The organism is Vibrio sp. CUB2 (genome assembly GCF_001557945.1).
GTDB classification, from domain to species: domain Bacteria; phylum Pseudomonadota; class Gammaproteobacteria; order Enterobacterales; family Vibrionaceae; genus Vibrio; species Vibrio owensii.
Map to the genome: position 1 here is coordinate 436843 of NZ_LNRB01000003.1, position 17745 is coordinate 454587.

Annotated in this window: 17 protein-coding genes; 9 read left to right on the plus strand and 8 right to left on the minus strand. The window is 46.1% G+C overall.

What is annotated here, in order from left to right; genetic code table 11:
• Positions 1 to 50: 50 nt before the first annotated feature.
• The 8 genes from purT to ATB78_RS06750 form a co-directional block, all read right to left on the minus strand.
• Positions 51 to 1226 carry a formate-dependent phosphoribosylglycinamide formyltransferase gene (gene purT, locus ATB78_RS06715; RefSeq protein ID WP_041055525.1) on the minus strand — a complete coding sequence of 392 codons (1176 nt, stop codon included), beginning with the start codon at positions 1224 to 1226 and terminating at the stop codon, positions 51 to 53.
• 147 nt (positions 1227 to 1373) lie between these two features.
• On the minus strand, positions 1374 to 2261 hold the full coding sequence (cdd, locus tag ATB78_RS06720; protein WP_061008164.1) for a cytidine deaminase: 888 nt from the start codon (positions 2259 to 2261) through the stop codon (positions 1374 to 1376).
• 265 nt (positions 2262 to 2526) lie between these two features.
• Entirely contained in the window at positions 2527 to 3204 is a 678-nt protein-coding gene (locus tag ATB78_RS06725) for an LrgB family protein (protein WP_009705896.1), read from the minus strand.
• Between the two features lies 1 nt (position 3205).
• Positions 3206 to 3580, minus strand: a complete 375-nt coding sequence (locus tag ATB78_RS06730; protein ID WP_061008165.1) for a CidA/LrgA family protein — start codon at positions 3578 to 3580, stop codon at positions 3206 to 3208.
• A 58-nt stretch (positions 3581 to 3638) separates the two neighbouring features.
• Positions 3639 to 5060, minus strand: coding sequence for an exodeoxyribonuclease I (gene sbcB, locus ATB78_RS06735; RefSeq protein WP_061008166.1), 1422 nt, complete (start codon positions 5058 to 5060; stop codon positions 3639 to 3641).
• 162 nt (positions 5061 to 5222) lie between these two features.
• The gene (locus tag ATB78_RS06740) at positions 5223 to 5903 is read right to left on the minus strand and encodes a DUF1826 domain-containing protein (protein ID WP_061008167.1); all 681 of its coding nucleotides are present in this window, start codon (positions 5901 to 5903) and stop codon (positions 5223 to 5225) included.
• 226 nt (positions 5904 to 6129) lie between these two features.
• Complete coding sequence (locus ATB78_RS06745; RefSeq protein ID WP_061008168.1) at positions 6130 to 7503, minus strand: L-cystine transporter; 1374 nt, start codon at positions 7501 to 7503, stop codon at positions 6130 to 6132.
• Between the two features lie 192 nt (positions 7504 to 7695).
• The gene (locus ATB78_RS06750) at positions 7696 to 8391 is read right to left on the minus strand and encodes an NAD(P)H-binding protein (RefSeq protein WP_061008169.1); all 696 of its coding nucleotides are present in this window, start codon (positions 8389 to 8391) and stop codon (positions 7696 to 7698) included.
• Positions 8392 to 9066: 675 nt separating this feature from the next.
• Between ATB78_RS06750 and ATB78_RS06755 the strand changes: the two genes are divergently transcribed.
• The 9 genes from ATB78_RS06755 to btuD all read left to right on the plus strand — a co-directional run bounded on the left by ATB78_RS06755 (position 9067) and on the right by btuD (position 17704).
• Positions 9067 to 9678 carry a flavin reductase family protein gene (locus ATB78_RS06755; RefSeq protein ID WP_009701845.1) on the plus strand — a complete coding sequence of 204 codons (612 nt, stop codon included), beginning with the start codon at positions 9067 to 9069 and terminating at the stop codon, positions 9676 to 9678.
• A gap of 19 nt (positions 9679 to 9697) precedes the next feature.
• Positions 9698 to 10741: a nicotinate-nucleotide--dimethylbenzimidazole phosphoribosyltransferase gene (gene cobT / locus ATB78_RS06760; RefSeq protein ID WP_081096571.1), complete on the plus strand. Its 1044-nt coding sequence runs from the start codon at positions 9698 to 9700 to the stop codon at positions 10739 to 10741.
• Entirely contained in the window at positions 10741 to 11547 is an 807-nt protein-coding gene (locus tag ATB78_RS06765; RefSeq protein ID WP_061008171.1) for an adenosylcobinamide-GDP ribazoletransferase, read from the plus strand. The genes cobT and ATB78_RS06765 overlap by 1 nt, the downstream gene beginning before the upstream one ends.
• Positions 11544 to 12092, plus strand: a complete 549-nt coding sequence (cobU, locus tag ATB78_RS06770) for a bifunctional adenosylcobinamide kinase/adenosylcobinamide-phosphate guanylyltransferase (protein WP_061008172.1) — start codon at positions 11544 to 11546, stop codon at positions 12090 to 12092. Before ATB78_RS06765 ends, cobU begins: the two co-directional genes overlap by 4 nt.
• Positions 12089 to 12703 (plus strand): alpha-ribazole phosphatase, encoded by a 615-nt coding sequence (cobC, locus tag ATB78_RS06775; protein ID WP_061008173.1) that lies wholly within the window; start codon positions 12089 to 12091, stop codon positions 12701 to 12703. Before cobU ends, cobC begins: the two co-directional genes overlap by 4 nt.
• 82 nt (positions 12704 to 12785) lie before the next feature.
• The gene (locus ATB78_RS06780; RefSeq protein WP_061008174.1) at positions 12786 to 14585 is read left to right on the plus strand and encodes a M3 family oligoendopeptidase; all 1800 of its coding nucleotides are present in this window, start codon (positions 12786 to 12788) and stop codon (positions 14583 to 14585) included.
• Between the two features lie 238 nt (positions 14586 to 14823).
• Positions 14824 to 15852, plus strand: a complete 1029-nt coding sequence (locus tag ATB78_RS06785) for a succinylglutamate desuccinylase (protein WP_005439838.1) — start codon at positions 14824 to 14826, stop codon at positions 15850 to 15852.
• A 102-nt stretch (positions 15853 to 15954) separates the two neighbouring features.
• Entirely contained in the window at positions 15955 to 16950 is a 996-nt protein-coding gene (btuC, locus tag ATB78_RS06790) for a vitamin B12 ABC transporter permease BtuC (RefSeq protein WP_061008175.1), read from the plus strand.
• Entirely contained in the window at positions 16937 to 17704 is a 768-nt protein-coding gene (btuD, locus tag ATB78_RS06795) for a vitamin B12 ABC transporter ATP-binding protein BtuD (RefSeq protein WP_081096572.1), read from the plus strand. The genes btuC and btuD overlap by 14 nt, the downstream gene beginning before the upstream one ends.
• The last annotated feature ends 41 nt before the right edge of the window (positions 17705 to 17745 follow it).

Consider the following 17745-nt stretch of genomic DNA (forward strand, 5'->3'; position numbering starts at 1 on the left):
GCGCAGCCAATTGAGCTGCGCTTTTGTCTATCTTTAGCTGATTAATGAAATCAATAAACGATCTGCACTTTAGATGCGTTATTTACTGCATCTTCAATCGAATCTTCAATAGTCTTACGACGCGTTAAAACAACGCCTAAGCGACGGCGACCGTCGATTTCAGGTTTGCCAAACAAACGTACTTGAGTTTGTGGCTGAGCCAATGCCTTGGCAACATTGTCAAAGCGGATATCAGTTGATGTACCTTGGCCTAAAATAACCGCTGATGCTGATGGTCCATACTGAACTATGTTGTTGATCGGCATTCCGGTGAACGCTCGAACATGCAGTGCGAACTCAGACATTTCTTGAGAGATCATGGTTACCATGCCAGTATCGTGTGGGCGAGGGGACACTTCGTTAAAAATAACCTTATCGCCTTTAACGAACAGCTCTACACCAAAGATACCGTAGCCACCCAGTGCATTAACGACTTTCTCTGCCGTGTATTCAGCCGCTTTGATGGCGTTGTCTGACATTGCTTGTGGCTGCCATGATTCACGGTAGTCACCATCTTCTTGACGATGCCCAATCGGAGCACAGAAGTGCACTCCATCAGCTGCGCGCACGGTTAGCAGTGTGATTTCGTAATCAAAGTCAATAAAGCCTTCAACAATCACACGCCCAGCACCTGTACGACCACCTTCTTGTGCGTAATCCCAAGCCGTTTGAACATCTTCTTCTGATTTGATAACGCTTTGGCCTTTACCAGAAGAGCTCATCACTGGCTTAACAACACATGGGATACCAACGTGTTTTACTGCTGCTTTAAAGTCCTCAAAACTGTCAGCAAATTGATAAGGGGAAGTGTTTAGGGCCAACTCTTCAGCAGCAAGGCGGCGAATGCCTTCACGGTTCATTGTCAGCTTAGTGGCCTTCGCTGTCGGAACAACGTTCAAGCCTTTCTCTTCTAGCTCAACCAGTTTATCGGTCGCGATAGCTTCAATTTCAGGAACCACGTAAGCAGGTTGCTCTTTATTGATGATCTCTTCCAGCGCCTGTCCATCAAGCATGTCGATGACGTAGCTACGATGCGCTACTTGCATCGCTGGCGCATCGGCATAACGGTCGCAAGCGATCACTTCCAAACCAAGACGTTGGCATTCAATTGCCACTTCTTTACCAAGCTCGCCAGAGCCCAAAAGTAATACACGGGTAGCATGAGTGCTAGTAGCAGTACCGAACATAGTGTTCCCTTACAAAATAAAGTGATGAAACCGAATTTGCAGGGGATCATACTGATTTTTACGCGCGAAGCAAACGTTTGCGCAGGGTTTTTTGATAATAAAAAAGCCCTACACTGGGTAGAGCTTCTCGCTTAGCGTCTGGATAAATTAAACGTTCACAAAGCTCACTGGAATATCAGGGTTTAGCGCTTCTAGCGTTGATTGAGTATCGGCTAGGTGGCTGATCTTGCCTTGTGAGTTCTCAACCAGCGCAGCAGCTTTGATGTCTTCAAACAGCTCACCAGCCATCAGGATTTGAATCAGTGCAACCTGAAGTGGTGGAAGGCTTGGGTTGAACGCAGCGTTTTCTGCGTAAGCGCCTTGGAATACGCGACCACTGTTCATTTCAAGAGCAATACCGCTCAAGTTGTTAGTGTAAGGCGCGTGGCTGATGTTCATTGCGCTGACCGCTTTTTGGATCAGAGCGTCATCTTCATCACACACAAACTCGTGTTTTACATCTGCCATTAGACCAGATTCGATGCCTAAGTCTGCAGGACCAAAAGCTTCTGGAAGGTAGTGGTGTAGTGACTTTTCTTCGCGTTCTGGCAATTGGATCTTGAGTTCTTTTGCAGTAGTTAGCTCATTCATGAACTGACGACAGTGACCACAAGGGCTGTAGTTGATGGTGATGTCTTTCACACCATGTTCGCCTTTCATCCAAGCGTGGCTGATCGCACACTGCTCAGCATGAACGGTTTGACCCAGTTGAACGCCGAAAAACTCCATGTTCGCACCAAAGTAAAGGCGACCAGATAGACCGCGAACAATCGCACCGACATAGAATTCAGAAATTGGAGCGTAAGAAAACGCTGCGGCAAAAGGAAGTAGAGCAACACGAAGCTCTTTGTCTGAAAGGTTGGTAGCGTTCAGCAGCTCATCAAACTGTTGCTCAGAAATAGTGGCATCAAAATCGTCAGCGAGAACGATAGGAGCAAGATGTGTTGAAAGTGCTTCAGGAGCGCTTGCTAGCGCCTGTTCAATGCGACTTTTCATGTTGAATCCTTGTTATTGCATGGACAGTTATTCTATGTGAAAGATGAAAATGTTCTGTGCTTTAGATCACGTTAATGTGTGTAATGATAATTTACGTTACATAATTAGAGTGAGCTCACACATGTATTCGATTTCACGACGATTTAACGTTATCTCTGTCCCACTAATAACTATATCAACGTATATTCATACTGCGAATTTTCTGGATGAGATTATGACCTGCTCATTTTATTGGGAAGCAAAGTAGAGCAGGTCATTGAGGTCTTTATTGGTATAACCAAACAGCCAAAGCAAAGAAGCTTGGCGCAAGAATAGAAGTGATGATGCCACACAGCACCAAAGCTAGAGATGAGAAAGCCGCATCACCAGGCTGTTTTTCAGCACATGTTGCTGTCCCAAGTGCGTGAGAGACAGTACCCATTGTCAGGCCGCGAGCGATAGGGTGCTTAATGCCGATAAGGTTGAAGATTGGGTAAGCCAAAATCGCCCCGAATAAGCCAACGATAAGCACTAAAATAGCGGCAACAGCAGCTTCACCACCTAAGTGACTAGAGATTTCCATCGCGATAGGGGTGGTTACCGATTTGCCCACTAAGCTTGCGATGAGGCTGATGTCTGCTTTGAATGCAACGGCAATCAGTGTCGCTGTTAGCATAGACATCACGCTGCCCAAAGAGCAAGCCAGCGCGATAATGCGCCAATTGGCTTTGATTTGAGGCAGTTGCTCATAGAGCGGATACGCTAGCGCAACAACAGCGGGTTGAAGCAAGAAGCTAATATACTCGTTGTCGGCGTAGTAGGTTTCAAACGGCACTTTCAAAAAGGTGAGTAGAGGGATCAATACTGCAATGCTGATTAAAAGCGGGTTCGCGATTGGGTTGTTCACCTTGATCGCGATTTGACGAGCGGCAAGGAAAACCACAATAGTGACAAGTAACCACATATTAGTGTTTCTCCTTCAGTAAGTAATCTAAGAACCACGCCAAGCTGACCAATACGATCAGTGAGCCGCCTACTGCACTCGCAATAATTGGCAGTGCATTCGCCAACAACATATCAAAGTGCTGCATCAAACCAACACTGATTGGGACGAACAATAAGATCATGTAGCGAATGAAAAGCGCCGCACCAGGCTTAACCCATTCGACTTTGACAAAGCCAAGGGTCATAGAGAAAAACAGCACTAGCATGCCGATGACACTTCCAGGAACAGAAACGCCAGTGAATTTTTGAATAGTGTTGCCGATGCCAAGTGCTCCCATGATGAGTGCGAGGGAAATGAGCAAATGGACCAGCTGTAGTAATCGATCTTTAATCATTTTGACAGCATATAAAACAACAAGCACACCCGAAGGTGCGCTTGAACAAGGTAAGAAATTAGGAGGCTAAGCTCTCTACATAACGATAGACGGATTTTAGTATCGCTATCTTCTTTTCGTCACTTTCATGTTCGTGAACTAAGTTTTCTAAATTCAGCATGTACTCTTCAATTTGGCTTTCGAAAACTTCACGACAGTGTTGTGCCCAACGTCTTTGTTCTTGTTCATCCAGTGTGCCTGCGTAGTGACGGGCACGGTAACGGAATAGCAACGGCTTGATGCGTTTGTCATCAAACTCAATGTCCAGCGCAGCAAGGTTATATGGATCTGTTTCACGAATGATGTCCATCGCCGCGCGATCTGCTGGTGAAAAGAAGCCATCGTACAGTTGCGTATCCACATCATCGCTCTTTTCGAACTCACGCTCAATAGAGAATAGACTAATTAGCTTCTCACGGATTTCTGGGTGTTGACGCAGCAGCGCTAGATTACTCAAACATTTCTGACGGTCGATTCCGATTACTTCTGCGTTCTCTGCCGTTAACGTTTTAGCTGGAGCAAGAATAGGGCACTTGTTCAGATGCACGAGCTTTACGGGTACAGGCAGTAAGTCACCCAGTTCTTCACGTTTGGTGTACAAACGCTCTTTTAACTCTTCTGCTGAAAGCTCAAGGATCGGCTGAGGATCTTTGGCTAAATCAATCGTGATGACGGCGTTATTGTTGGTTGGATGCCAAGCCACTGGCACAATCCAGCTTGTGTATTGGCACTCACGTCCCATCATGCCTGACACGTGCATCAATGGCGTCATGTTTACAATATCGACTAACTCGTTCAGCTTGCGCTTGTTACGCATCGAGTAAAAGTAATCAAACAGCTTTGGTTGCGCGGCTTTGACTTTCTTCGCCATCTCAATAGTAGCAATTACATCTGCCATCGCATCGTGAGCATTGCTGTGTTCAATGCCGTTGGCGACGGATAAATGCTCAAGCTTGAAACTCGTAAAGCCTTCATCATTCTCCGGCCATTCCACGCCCTCAGGACGAAGGGCATGACACGCTCGCATCACATCGAGCAAATCCCAGCGCGAGTTACCGTTTTGCCAGCTCCACGCATACGGGTCGATAAAGTTGCGGTAACAAGTGTAACGAGTGACTTCATCATCGAAACGGATGCTGTTGTAACCAAGGCTCGTTGTGTTTGGTTTAGAAAGCTCAGCGTGGATCTTGGCTATAAACTCAGGTTCAGGTAGGCCTTCTTGCATGGCTTTTTGTGGCGTAATACCAGTGATCAAAGCAGCTTCTGGCGAAGGGAGATAATCAGCAGGTGGGCGACAGTACATGACCAAAGGTTCACCAATGATATTGAAGTTTTCATCAGTGCGAACGCCTGCGAACTGGCTTGGACGATCTTTGGCTGGACTTGTTCCCCAAGTCTCGTAATCAAAAAAGAAAAAAGTGGGCTGATTATCTTGGTGCATTCTGCTTACCGTTTACGGAACCGATTGAGGGTATTAGACCATTCAACGCCTTGACTCGCAACGAAAGATGCAAGGTGATGTTGTGAAAATGGAAAAGCCGATGGCGAACCGTCGGCTTAATATTTCGGAATTGACTAATGCTTAGACTATTGAGGTGTTGTATCACCCAAAATCTAAGGTTAATAGCAAGCGAGGCTCACTCGATTCAATGTTCGGAGACCGGTGTACCAAACCTCTGTTTTCATTGCCGCTCCAACGTTCACCTTTCAGAAGTGCAACATCACCCACAGACAAATGTTGAATGTCATTCTCTTTCATGTACAAACCTGATTCCGAGTCTGGGAGTCCATTGCTACCGTACCCCAGTTTGGCGCGATTGACGGCATCGTTGGCTAGCCACTGTGTCGCAGTACCATGATATGTGGTTACCAATCGGCAAGGTACTTGGTCAACGTGAAAGCGGGGGCACATTGCGCTATTAAGCGTTGCAAGGCGTAATCCTGCATCTTTTAGTTCAAACAAATAGCAGAACATATCAACCAACTCAGCAATATTTCTTAGTAGCACTTCTGGCGCTTTTCCGTCAGTTGCGAATTGCAACGTTTCTAAGGCGTTTTCCGGGGAGACGCTCAACGACTTACCAAAGTTGGGGTTTGATGTAACAAACGCTTTGCTTGCATCAATAAGTTGTTGATCAAATTGACGCTGCCAAATCGCGATATTGATGTCTTCCTGATAAATGTCTGCCAACACCGTCGGTTCTTTCCGTGCACTGAAACATGCTGTTTTGTGCGTGTTTCCCAAGGCTTCAGTTGTAATGGACTCGGTTAAAGTTGAAGTCATGATATAACCTCCGATGTTATTCGTATGCGGCTTTAGTTTATTGAAATGTTATATCATAACAATTGTTGCTAACAAAACCATTTGCCGCAAATGTTGTTTAGACTCCGGTGAGTCTTTGAAAGAGGTTGGGGGAGATTCGTCATGCTTTTATATTAGCGAGTCTGAAAAGCAAAAAAGCCGATGGGAAAACCATCGGCTCGTGTAAGAAATGTTTATTGGGTAGCGATTACGCTTTCTGTTCTTCCAACGCAGTTTCGCTATTGGTCGACTTTAGCACTCGGCTAGTAATCGTTCCGGCTGTCATCGCACCAGACACATTAAGTGCAGTTCGCGCCATATCGATCAGTGGTTCGATAGAGATAAGCAACGCAGCAATTGTCACAGGCAAGCCCATTGCAGGTAGTACTATCAATGCCGCAAAAGTTGCGCCGCCGCCTACACCGGCAATACCGAATGAGCTAATCGTGATAATAGCAATCAATGACAAAATGAAGTTGATGTCTAGAGGATCAATACCCATTGTTGGCGCTACCATTACCGCAAGCATTGCTGGGTAAATACCTGCACAGCCGTTCTGACCGATAGTAGCACCGAAAGATGCGGACAAGTTCGCAATCGCTGGTGGCACGTTTAGTTTGGTGATTTGTGCTTCAACGTTAAGTGGAATCGTTGCCGCTGAGCTGCGTGACGTAAATGCAAATGTCAGTACAGGCCAGATCTTCTTAAAGTACTCTGCTGGGCTCACACCAACGAAAGACACTAGCAGTCCGTGTACAAGGAACATAAGTAAAATAGCAACGTACGATGCCACGATGAAACCTAACAGGTTAAGGATGTCACCAGCACTTGAAGTTGCAACGACTTTTGCCATCAGCGCAGCGATACCGTAAGGCGTCAATGCCATGATCATTTTAACTAAACGCATCACGATCGATTGAGCAGCCTCAACGAAAGTGCGAATAGGAGATTCTAGCTCTTCTTTTTCTGTCATCACTTTACGTGCAGCGATACCCACTAACACACCAAAGATAACCACAGCAATGATCGATGTAGAGCGAGCACCTGTTAGGTCAGCAAATGGGTTAGTTGGAATAAAGCTAACTAGCATCTGGGGAATCGTTAAGTCGCTTACTGAGCCTACACGGCTTTCTAGTACCGCAATACGAGCTGTTTCACGCGCACCTTCTGTGAGGCCTTCTGCAGAAAGACCAAACGTTGTGGTAACCAGAATACCAATCATGGCAGCGATAGCGGTCGTAACGAGAAGAACAGAAATCGTTAGGCCAGAAATCTTACCCAGAGAGCCGCCTTTTTCCAACTTAACAACCGCAGAAATCATAGAGACTAGTACCAATGGCATAATGACCATCTTCAAAAGGCCAACGTAACCACTGCCGACGATGCCAACCCACTCAAGCGTTTGAGCAATCACATCGCTGCCTTCACCATGAATCAGCTGTAAAGCAAGACCGAAAAGTGAACCAGTCACAAGACCAATTAACACAAGACGAGATAACGTGTTCTTTTTTTGTTGTTGGTTAAAAAGAAAGAATAATATGACGATAAACACCGCCAGAGAGGCAATCACTGCGAAATTCATAATCTGACCTTATTAATCAGCGCCAAATGCTGACTGTTTTTTATACGGGGCTATATACTGGTAACGTAAGATACCGATCGGGATATAACTTTAAAAATGAAAAACAGGTATTAGATAGATCGAAAATGAATATAAAAGTGAGACGCACATCTCGTGCAATAACGTTTTAGCACGAGATTTATCCGATTTTACTTAGTCATAATGCTTGATGAGGTCCATCATTTCTCTTCTATGCAAATAGACGATTGGGTCTTGTTGATAGCTGAAAACTTGGTAAATCATCGCTTTGGCTACGTCTTGAGCTTGAATAGGCACAAAATTAGCCAGTTTTCCCAGCATAAGCGGACGAATTACTTTAGAAAGAGTCTGAACAACCTTCTCATCTGTACGAGGATTTTCTCGTTGCCCGACCAGAGGCCCTGGTCTTGCGAACACCACTTCTTCAAAGCCCATCTTTTCAATATTTTTTTCCATGTGGCCTTTGCAAGCAAGATAGTGGGATGATGAAGAGGCTTTTGCACCCAAACTCGATACGACTGCAAGGCGTTTTACGCCAATCAACTTCATTTGCTGAGCCACTTTACACACTAACTCGACATCGATTTTCCTTAAACCGTCTTTGCTGCCGGCTTGCTTCAATGTAGTACCAAGACAAATGAAACCAACACGAGGGGTAGGCTGTTGTTCGTCCCAGTCATGAATGGCGAGTTCAGCATCGAGAAGTGGGATGATTTTATTATCAGGGTCTGCAATGTCAGTGAGTGCTCGTCGAGAAAGGGAATACAGAGTTTCGATGCTAGGCTGTGAGATCAGTTGAAGGAGGACTTCTCTACCAACCAGTCCTGTTGCGCCAGCGATAATGACACATGCATTTGAATCGTTACTCATTGTATTCTTCCTCATAGAGAACAGTTGCTTAGGCTATTGTAGCTTAATTGTTCAGCCAAGCATTAGGCATGCTATCAATGTTTGACGCACGACCCATTTGATTGCTCTTCAAACGAGGCAAATAAAAAGACCCGCGGGACAAACGGGTCTTTTTTCTTAGGAGAATGATAAGGGTATGGATCGCCGAGATTGGCGTGGTGGGTTTGGCTTGCCTCTCTTAGCGGGGCGACGACTTTGATTGGCAAACATAATTTCTCGCTTTTTGTGTTAGGGACGATTTATTTAAAGCATCACACGTGCCAACTTTCAAAATACAGGCGATGAGGAAATTAGCTCTCGTTTCATTTACGCCCAATCTTTGTTAGACGTGCTATTGGATAGTTTTATTTATCAATGCTTTAAGTTGTTTGGTTAGACTAATGTTGACCATCAGACGTTATCAATTAGAGCGCTGAAAAATAAATGACTGAGACTGAGTTGGTTTAAGTTGAATGCTTTCTTTAGTGGAGCAAGCTTGTTTAAGTGGCATTTTTATCAATATGACTGTCGAATTGACAAAAAGCGCTGTCAAAAAGAGAAAATCAGATGAAATTGCACGGGAGAGGGGTACACTTGTTCTCTCAATTTGTCGGGAGTCTCATTTCTCTCGCGGTTTTCTAAGACCAAGGACGTCGTATGAACATAGATCTCAGTACGCTTGCTCCAACGCAGGTGTACCATTTGATGACTCAAACTGTCATTCCTCGCCCAATCGCTTGGGTGCTCACAGACTCAGGTGAGCAAAACTTCAACTTAGCGCCATTTTCCTACTTTACTGCGGTTTCTAGCCGTCCACCTTTATTGATGATTTCTGTGGGAAAAAAGCCCAATGGGGACATCAAGGACACCACGCGAAATGCCTTAGAAACTGGTAAGTTGGTTATCCATATTGCACCCAGTGCTCTCGCTGATAAAGTCACTTTATCTTCTGCCACATTAGAACACGGGGAATCTGAACTGGAGACGACTCAACTTGAGACGGTTGATTTCCAAGGTTTCGAATTACCACGCTTAGAGGGCGCGCCAATTGCATTCGGCTGTAAGTTGCATGAAGTGATAGAGATGGGGGAGACACCGCAAAGTTTAATCTTTGCAGAGATTGAACACATTTATGTCGATGAGCGGGTCATATCCATGGAGGGTGACCGTTTAAAAGTTGATGCCTTAGCTGTAGACCCATTAGCTCGGTTGGGCGGTAATGAATACGCCACGTTAGAAAAAACTTTTTCTGTCGCTCGTCCAAAATAAAGAATAAGGAATCATCATCATGGATCGCTCTTTTGCCTCAGAAATTCAAGCTCGCATTGATAACAAAACCAAACCATTAGGCGCTCTTGGCTTGCTCGAAAAAGTGGCGCTAGAACTGGCGTTAATTCAAAGCCAAGATAAGCCTCAAGCGGTTGAAACAATAGAAATTCGCAAACCAACCATGTTGGTATTCGCTGGTGATCACGGCATCGCTGAAGAAGGGGTAAGCATTGCACCCAGCGCTGTAACTCAACAAATGGTGGCGAATTTCCTCGCTGGTGGCGCCGCTATTAATTGTTTCTGCGATCTCAACCAAATTGACTTTAAGGTTATTGATTGTGGCATGTTGTCACCGATCGATACCTTAGTTCCTGACTTTAAAAATCATCCCAACTTGATTGAGAAACGTCTGGGAAATGGCACGGCAAACTTTGCTAAACAAACGGCGATGTCGTTAGAGCAAGTTGCATTGGGTTTGGAATATGGTGCCCAAGTCGCGCAACAGGCGATTCTTAATGGCTCGAACTTATTGATGTTTGGTGAGATGGGGATTGGCAATACCAGTTCGGCATCGGCATTGTTAACTGCGCTTAGTCCATTGGAAGTCGACCATTGCGTTGGCTATGGCACGGGCATTACTCAAGAGCAGCTAAACCGTAAGATCAAGCTAGTCGCGCAAGGTGTGAATCGCTGTCGTGACCTTGATACCAAAGGCGCGTTGGCTCAAGTCGGTGGGTTCGAAATCGTGCAAATGGTTGGCGCATTCTTAGAAGCGAAACGCCATAAAACGCCAGTCTTGGTTGATGGGTTTATCGTCTCTGTAGCCGCTTATGTCGCGACTTTATTGGATGAAGAGACGCGAGATTACATGCTGTTCGCCCATAACTCAGAAGAGAATGGGCACAAGTTTGTGCTGGAATGTTTGCAAGCGGAGCCTCTCTTGGATCTTGGTTTGCGTTTAGGTGAAGGAACCGGAGCGGCGCTTGCTTTGCCACTGGTAAAAGCGGCGGCTCAGTTTTACAACAACATGGCGAGCTTTGAGAGTGCGGGAGTGACGGTTTAGTGTCTGCTTCTGATAATACAATCCATTCAGAGACTCGTTCTTTGCGCTATCAAAGTGAGCTTTTCTTGCTCGCAGTAAGCTTTTTTAGCCGCATACCAGTGCCTTCTGATTTACCTTACAGTGAAACGCGCATGAACCAAGCGGGGCGATACTTTGCTTTGGTCGGTGTGTTGCTTGGGCTACTTTGCGCAGCTGTGTTTTCACTGGCAAGTTTATTGTTCCCAAACTCAGTTTCCATCGTGTTAACCATGGCATTTAGCCTGTTGCTTACCGGCGCTTTTCATGAAGACGGATTAACGGATATGGCGGATGGCATTGGCGGTGGAATGACGTTAGAGCGCCGCTTAACCATCATGAAAGACAGCCGCATCGGGACTTACGGAGCGGCAACGTTAATGATGGCGCTGCTAGCGAAGTTTGTATTTTGGAGCGAGTTAGCCAATGAACCTCAGTTTTGGCTGATGGTCGTCGTGGCGTATACCGTGAGTCGAGCGTTGGCAGCCACTCTTATATATGACATGCCTTATGTTAGTGATGCAGACACCTCGAAAAGTAAGCCGTTAGCGAATAAACAATCGAGCTTAGAAGTCGCGATACTGCTCTTAACAGGTGGGGTTGTCGCGTTGTTACTGGGTGTGACTCAGGCTGCAGTGATTGTATTGGTATTGGCACTGTTTCGTGTCGGCTTTAAACGCTGGCTGACCAAACGTATCGGCGGATTTACTGGCGACTGCCTTGGTGCTGCGCAGCAGCTTGCAGAGTTGCTTGTTTATCTCACTCTTATCGCATTTAGTCATTCATTATGAAGCAACTTATTCTAGGTGGTGCGCGCTCAGGAAAGTCGAGCTTAGCAGAGAACAGGGCGCAACAATGGGCACAAAATAAAAACGGAACGCTTCACTATGTAGCGACGGCATTGCCTTTTGATGACGAGATGAGGCAGCGCATTGCTCACCATAAACAGCAGCGAGGGGCTGGGTGGATTGAACATGAATGTCCGCGTAACTTGCCAGAGCTCATTTGTGAGTTTTCGTCTCAAGATGTTGTGTTAGTTGACTGCCTTACGCTTTGGCTCAACAACTGGATCTTTGAACTCGGTGATGACTGCTGTAATGAGCGGTTAGAGGAACAAATTGAGTTGTTGGTGAATGCGGCAGCACAAGCTGAAGCGACGCTGATTTTTGTCTCTAATGAAGTCGGGATGGGCATTGTGCCGCTCGGCGCCGTCAGTCGTTACTTTGTTGATAATGCGGGACGGATGAATCAAAAACTGGCGACCGTATGTGAGCGAGTCACGTTTGTCGCTGCGGGCTTGCCACTTGAGCTCAAACCACAGGAAGGGAAGAGATGAAAATGTTGAATATCTACTTACTGCGACACGGAAGAGTGAACGCAGCCCCAGGTTTACACGGACAAGCCGATTTAAAAGTCGATGAAGCTGAGCAGCGCAAAATTGCTCAAGCCTGGCAACAAACGGGTCGAGAAGTGGAAGGGATCATCAGCTCTCCTTTGTCACGTTGTCACGACCTTGCTGAGATACTTGCTGAGCAGCAACTTTTACCTTTAAGTGTGGAGCCGCAACTTCAAGAATTGGATTTTGGTGATTTCGACGGCATCCCATTTGACATGCTTTCCGAGCACTGGAATAAGCTCGATGCGTTTTGGAAAGCACCAGCACAATACACCTTACCGAATGCTGAGAGCTTGGATGATTTCTCTCATCGTGTAACTTGTGCTTGGTCTCAAATCATTAATGATATCAATGACAACTTGCTAATTGTCACGCATGGTGGCGTAATTAGAATGATTCTTGCCCATGTATTGGGTGTAGATTGGCGCAATCCGCGATGGTATTCGACATTAGCGATAGGAAATGCGTCAGTAACACATATAACAATTACCATCGATGATCAGATTTACGCCTCAATTCGTTCGATAGGCGTACCACTATTTGAAAATTAGTCACGGAAGTAGCCAACGCTTGGATCTCTACCGAGTTTAAGAGAGAAAAGAGCTGGCTCGATTACATCAAAAGGAACCATAAATGACCGCTCCTAGCTGGGATTTATCCATCGTTTATAACGATCTCGCTGACCCACGAATTCAAGATGACATTGCCCTTGTAGAGCAATGCATTGACCTACTCAATAAACAGTCTGCCGATTGTAACTCTGTTGAAGTGATGCAAAACGCAATCTTAACCAGCGAGGCGGCAAGCCGTTTGGCTGGCACTATTGCGAACTTCGCTAACTGTTATGCGTCAGTGGATGCGACAAATGCAGAGGCGAAAGCACTGTTGGGTCGTATGACGCGTATTTTCTCTGAGCTTTCTCAAGCTTACAGTGCCTTTGAGCTTAAATTGACTCACGCTGATGAAGAGTTCATTACTCGCGTTTTGGATCATGAAAATCCAGACATCAGTGGTCAGGCATTTTCAATCCTAAACTCTCGCAAACTGGCTGACACACGTTTAAGCACCGAAGAAGAAAAGCTATTAGCGGCAATGAGCGTGGATGGAAAATCTGCATGGGGTAAGTTATACAACAATCTCACGGGCTCTTTGAAAGTGAAGCTCGACTACGCTGATGGTGAAAGTGAAGAGCTCGGCTTCTCGCAAGCCGCAAGCATTCTTTATGGCTCTGAATTTGATCGCCAAGAAGCTGCGTGGCGTGGTGTTCAGAAGGCGATGGCGACACACCAAGAGTCTTTTGCTTCTATCCTTAACGCGCTTTCAGGTTGGCGTTTAACAGAGAACAAAAAGCGTTCTACCAAACGTGATGTTCATTTCCTTGATCCAAGCTTACATGGCAGCCGAATCAAAGCCGAAACATTGGATGCCATGATGAAAGTCGCTAAAGACAGCCGTGAGATTGGTCAAAAAGCCGGTTTGCTAATGGCGAAGGTCCACGGTTTGGATGAGATGAAACCGTGGAATCATCTTGCTGCGATGCCTGCTTTGAGTGGCGAAGCGAAAGTTTATCCATTTGATGAAGCAATCGACGTCATTTGTGAAGCGTTCGAAACCGTGAATCCAGACATGTCCGAGTTTGTCCGCATGATGGTACAAAACGGCTGGATTGATGCCGCGCCTAATGCCAACAAACGCCTTGGCGCATACTGTACTAAGCTGCCGGCGACGCGCACGCCGCTCGTATTTATGACGTGGAGTGGTAGCCGCTCAGACCTGATGACGCTTGCTCATGAGCTTGGTCATGCCTTCCACAACTGGGTGATTCGTGATTTGCCGCTTTGCCAAACATACTACCCGATGACGTTGGCAGAAACCGCCTCGATTTTCGCTGAAAACATCGTTCGCGATCATCTGATTTCAAAAGCAGAAACTGTGGATGATAAGCTCGAAATGCTGTGGGAAGAGCTCTCTTCGGCGTTAGCGCTGATGATCAATATTCCAGTTCGTTACGAATTCGAAAAAGCTTTCTACGAGCGTCGCCAAGAGGGCGAACTGACAGCTGATGATTTCTGTGAGCTGATGTCAGAAACGTGGAAAGATTGGTATGGCGATGTGATGAGCGAAGCTGATCCTTATTTCTGGGCGAGCAAGCTGCACTTCTCCATCTCTGGGGTGAGCTTCTACAACTACCCATATCTATTCGGCTTCTTGTTCAGTAAAGGTATCTACGCTCAACGTGATGCTAAAGGGGAGCGTTTCTACGACGATTACGTAGAACTATTACGTGACACTGGCAACATGATGGCTGAAGAAGTTGTAGACAAGCATCTTTCAATGGATCTGACGGAACCAGAATTTTGGCAGCAGAGTGTGGAGCTAGTTCGTGACAAAGTAGACGAATTTGAACGTTTACTCGCACAACGTGGTGAATAAACGCTAAAAGTTGATCAAATCATAATGATCTTCTTTAGGGCTGTGGTAAAGTTCACAGCCCTAACACTTTGTAATTGTTCAAAAAATAAACGCCTCAATGCTTGATTTGAGTGCATGGCGCGAAAAGGTATGGGATTTTAAATAAATTTGGTGGCTTCTACTCATAAGTGGGATCGCAACAACAAAAATCCTTTGTACAATTTATTAACATACCCGCCGTGCTATTAAGGAGTAACGCATGACGAAGTCTCTCTTTCGCCAATCGTTTTTAACTGACACGTTAGATGTTCATATTGATGTCGCGCCAGCGGAGCAGGTGCTGTCTAATGGTGTAAAACTTAAACTCTATCAGCGTGGTGTGCTAGAAGTGATTCCTGACGAATACACTCAGGAAACAAAGAACGTCATCATCTCTTGTGGTGTCCACGGGGATGAAACCGCACCGATGGAGCTGGTGGATTCAATTATCAAAGACATCGAATCTGGCTTCCAGAAAGTCGAGGCTCGATGCTTATTCATTATCGCTCACCCAGAATCGACTCTGGCGCACACGCGATTTTTAGAAGAAAACCTTAACCGACTGTTTGATGAGAAAGAGCACGAGCCGACCAAAGAGCTCGCGATTGCTGATACTCTCAAATTGTTAGTAAGAGATTTCTATCAAGATACGGCAGCGGAAACACGCTGGCACTTAGATTTGCACTGTGCGATCCGTGATTCAAAGCACTACACCTTTGCGGTGAGTCCGAAAACGCGTCATCCTGTTCGTAGCAAAGCTTTGATTGATTTTCTCGACAGCGCGCATATTGAAGCGGTGCTGCTTTCTAACTCGCCAACCAGTACATTTAGCTGGTTCAGTGCAGAGAACTACGGCGCTCAAGCTTTGACGATGGAACTGGGTCGAGTGGCTCGCATTGGTGAAAACGACTTAGACAAACTGACAGCATTCGATTTGTCACTGCGTAACCTAATTGCAGAGGCGAAAGCGGAGCACTTGTCTAAACCATGTATCAAGTACCGTGTCAGTCGTACGATTGTGCGTTTGCACGAAGATTTCGACTTTATGTTTGATGACAACGTCGAGAACTTTACCTCATTCGTTCACGGCGAAGTGTTTGGTCACGATGGTGACAAACCATTGATGGCGAAGAACGATAACGAAGCCGTTGTTTTCCCAAACCGCCACGTCGCGATTGGTCAACGCGCAGCATTAATGGTGTGTGAAGTGAAAACGCGCTACGAAGATGGCGAGTTAGTCTACGATTAATGCCATATCGCTTTAATTTCGGCGAATAAAGCGTAAGAACACATTTGCAATTTACCGAGGCTTAACTGTAAGGTTAAGCCTCGTTTGTATTTATCGGCTACTATGGATTTTCAACAACTTATCCTGAACAAGGAACGACGCTGGCAACGCAATCTTTTGATTATGTCAGTGATTCTCGTGCTGCTCTCTGCTATCCACTTGATGGTCGGAGAGGTATTCCTTTCTCCTTTTCAGTCTCTCTCTGCATTTGAACAAAAACTCTTGTTGGATCTACGTCTGCCACGTTTGGTTTCTGCCGCCATTATCGGGGCTGCATTGGCGGTCTCTGGTGCTACCTTACAAGTTCTGCTTGGCAACGTATTAGCCGAACCCGGCGTTCTCGGGATCTCCGGTGGCGCGAGCTTGGCAATGGTGCTAGCCATGTTTGCCTTGCCGGTTTTGCCTTCTCCAATGATTTTTATGTTGGCTGCCATTGCCGGTTCGATGTTGTTTACCGTCATATTGGTTGGCATTGCGCGTGCGATGCATCTCACTACCGCAAGGTTACTGCTCGTCGGTGTAGCTCTGGGGATTTTGTCGAGTGCGATTGTGACGTGGGCATTCTATTTTAGCGATGACTTGAGCCTGCGTCAGTTAATGTATTGGCTAATGGGCAGCATTGGTGGGGCAAGTTGGTATCAGCATACCGTTACTTTGGTCATGCTACCTGTGCTGATTTGGCTCTGCTGCAAGGGCAAACCGCTTGATAAGTTGATGCTCGGGGAAATCCATGCCACTCAACTGGGTATTGATGTTCATCAGATGCGTTGGAAGCTCATTTTGGCAATTTCCATTCTCGTTGGTGGTTCCGTTGCATTGGGGGGAATCATTAGCTTTGTGGGCTTAGTCGTACCGCATTTGCTTCGATTAGCGTTTGGTACCGAAAACCGTTACCTGTTGCCTCTTTCTGCAATATCTGGCGCAGCCTTATTGGTGTTTGCTGATATCGGCGCGCGTTTGTTGCTCGATTCTGCTGAGCTGCCGCTTGGAGTGATGACCACTTCTATCGGCGCACCTATCTTCATTTGGATGCTGGTGAAAAGTCATGATGCACGTTAAGCACATCGCAGTGGGAAGTCGACTGCTACCGCTCTCCTTTGAATGTAAGCCGGGTGAGGTTGTCCATGTCGTGGGTCCAAACGGCTCAGGAAAGAGTACATTACTTGGCGCGATATCTGGCACTTTAACTCAGCGTGAAGGCGTGAGTGGGGAAGTACTTGTCGATAATAACGACCTGCTCACAATGCCACTTTCAGAACAAGCGCATATCCGTGGGTATTTGTGTCAGCAATCAAGACCTGCATTCAATGTTGATGTCTTTCAATACTTAGCACTTTCATTGCCAACTGGTGCCAATATCAGCGACGCGAAAGTACGAGATGCCGTTAATATTGTTATTGAGCTAGTACAACTGCAAGACAAGCTTCATCGAAGTATTCAGACATTATCCGGCGGTGAATGGCAGCGTGTCCGTTTAGCCGGAGTGTGTTTGCAAGTGTGGCGCACAATTAACCCTTACTCTCAGCTATTGATTTTGGATGAACCCGCAGCGCCGCTCGATATTGCCCAAGAAGGACTGCTATATCAGCTCATTAATGCCGTCGCTGCGCAAGGCATCGGGGTGTTGGTCGCAAACCACGACCTAAACCGAACGCTTAAGCATGCTGACAAGGTACTGCTGCTCAATAACGGCGTATTGCATTCTTCCGGAAACGCCGATGAAGTGCTATCAGAAGAAGGATTAGCCGAGGTGTTCCAAACTCAAGTTAAGAAGGTCTTGGTAGAAGAAAGGCCGTATCTGATTTTTGATTAGTATCCTAAAGAAATACAGAGCATCCAGATGCCAAGCGTTTA

Coding starts and splice junctions, on each gene's coding strand:
- ATB78_RS06730 (WP_061008165.1), bottom strand. CDS start 3,580: ATGATTAAAGATCGATTACTACAGCTGGTCCATTTGCTCATTTCCCTC.
- cobT (WP_081096571.1), top strand. CDS start 9,698: ATGGATCGCTCTTTTGCCTCAGAAATTCAAGCTCGCATTGATAACAAA.
- cobC (WP_061008173.1), top strand. CDS start 12,089: ATGAAAATGTTGAATATCTACTTACTGCGACACGGAAGAGTGAACGCA.
- ATB78_RS06750 (WP_061008169.1), bottom strand. CDS start 8,391: ATGAGTAACGATTCAAATGCATGTGTCATTATCGCTGGCGCAACAGGA.
- ATB78_RS06740 (WP_061008167.1), bottom strand. CDS start 5,903: ATGACTTCAACTTTAACCGAGTCCATTACAACTGAAGCCTTGGGAAAC.
- btuD (WP_081096572.1), top strand. CDS start 16,937: ATGATGCACGTTAAGCACATCGCAGTGGGAAGTCGACTGCTACCGCTC.
- btuC (WP_061008175.1), top strand. CDS start 15,955: ATGGATTTTCAACAACTTATCCTGAACAAGGAACGACGCTGGCAACGC.
- ATB78_RS06785 (WP_005439838.1), top strand. CDS start 14,824: ATGACGAAGTCTCTCTTTCGCCAATCGTTTTTAACTGACACGTTAGAT.
- cobU (WP_061008172.1), top strand. CDS start 11,544: ATGAAGCAACTTATTCTAGGTGGTGCGCGCTCAGGAAAGTCGAGCTTA.
- cdd (WP_061008164.1), bottom strand. CDS start 2,261: ATGAAAAGTCGCATTGAACAGGCGCTAGCAAGCGCTCCTGAAGCACTT.
- sbcB (WP_061008166.1), bottom strand. CDS start 5,060: ATGCACCAAGATAATCAGCCCACTTTTTTCTTTTTTGATTACGAGACT.
- ATB78_RS06745 (WP_061008168.1), bottom strand. CDS start 7,503: ATGAATTTCGCAGTGATTGCCTCTCTGGCGGTGTTTATCGTCATATTA.
- purT (WP_041055525.1), bottom strand. CDS start 1,226: ATGTTCGGTACTGCTACTAGCACTCATGCTACCCGTGTATTACTTTTG.
- ATB78_RS06725 (WP_009705896.1), bottom strand. CDS start 3,204: ATGTGGTTACTTGTCACTATTGTGGTTTTCCTTGCCGCTCGTCAAATC.
- ATB78_RS06780 (WP_061008174.1), top strand. CDS start 12,786: ATGACCGCTCCTAGCTGGGATTTATCCATCGTTTATAACGATCTCGCT.
- ATB78_RS06755 (WP_009701845.1), top strand. CDS start 9,067: ATGAACATAGATCTCAGTACGCTTGCTCCAACGCAGGTGTACCATTTG.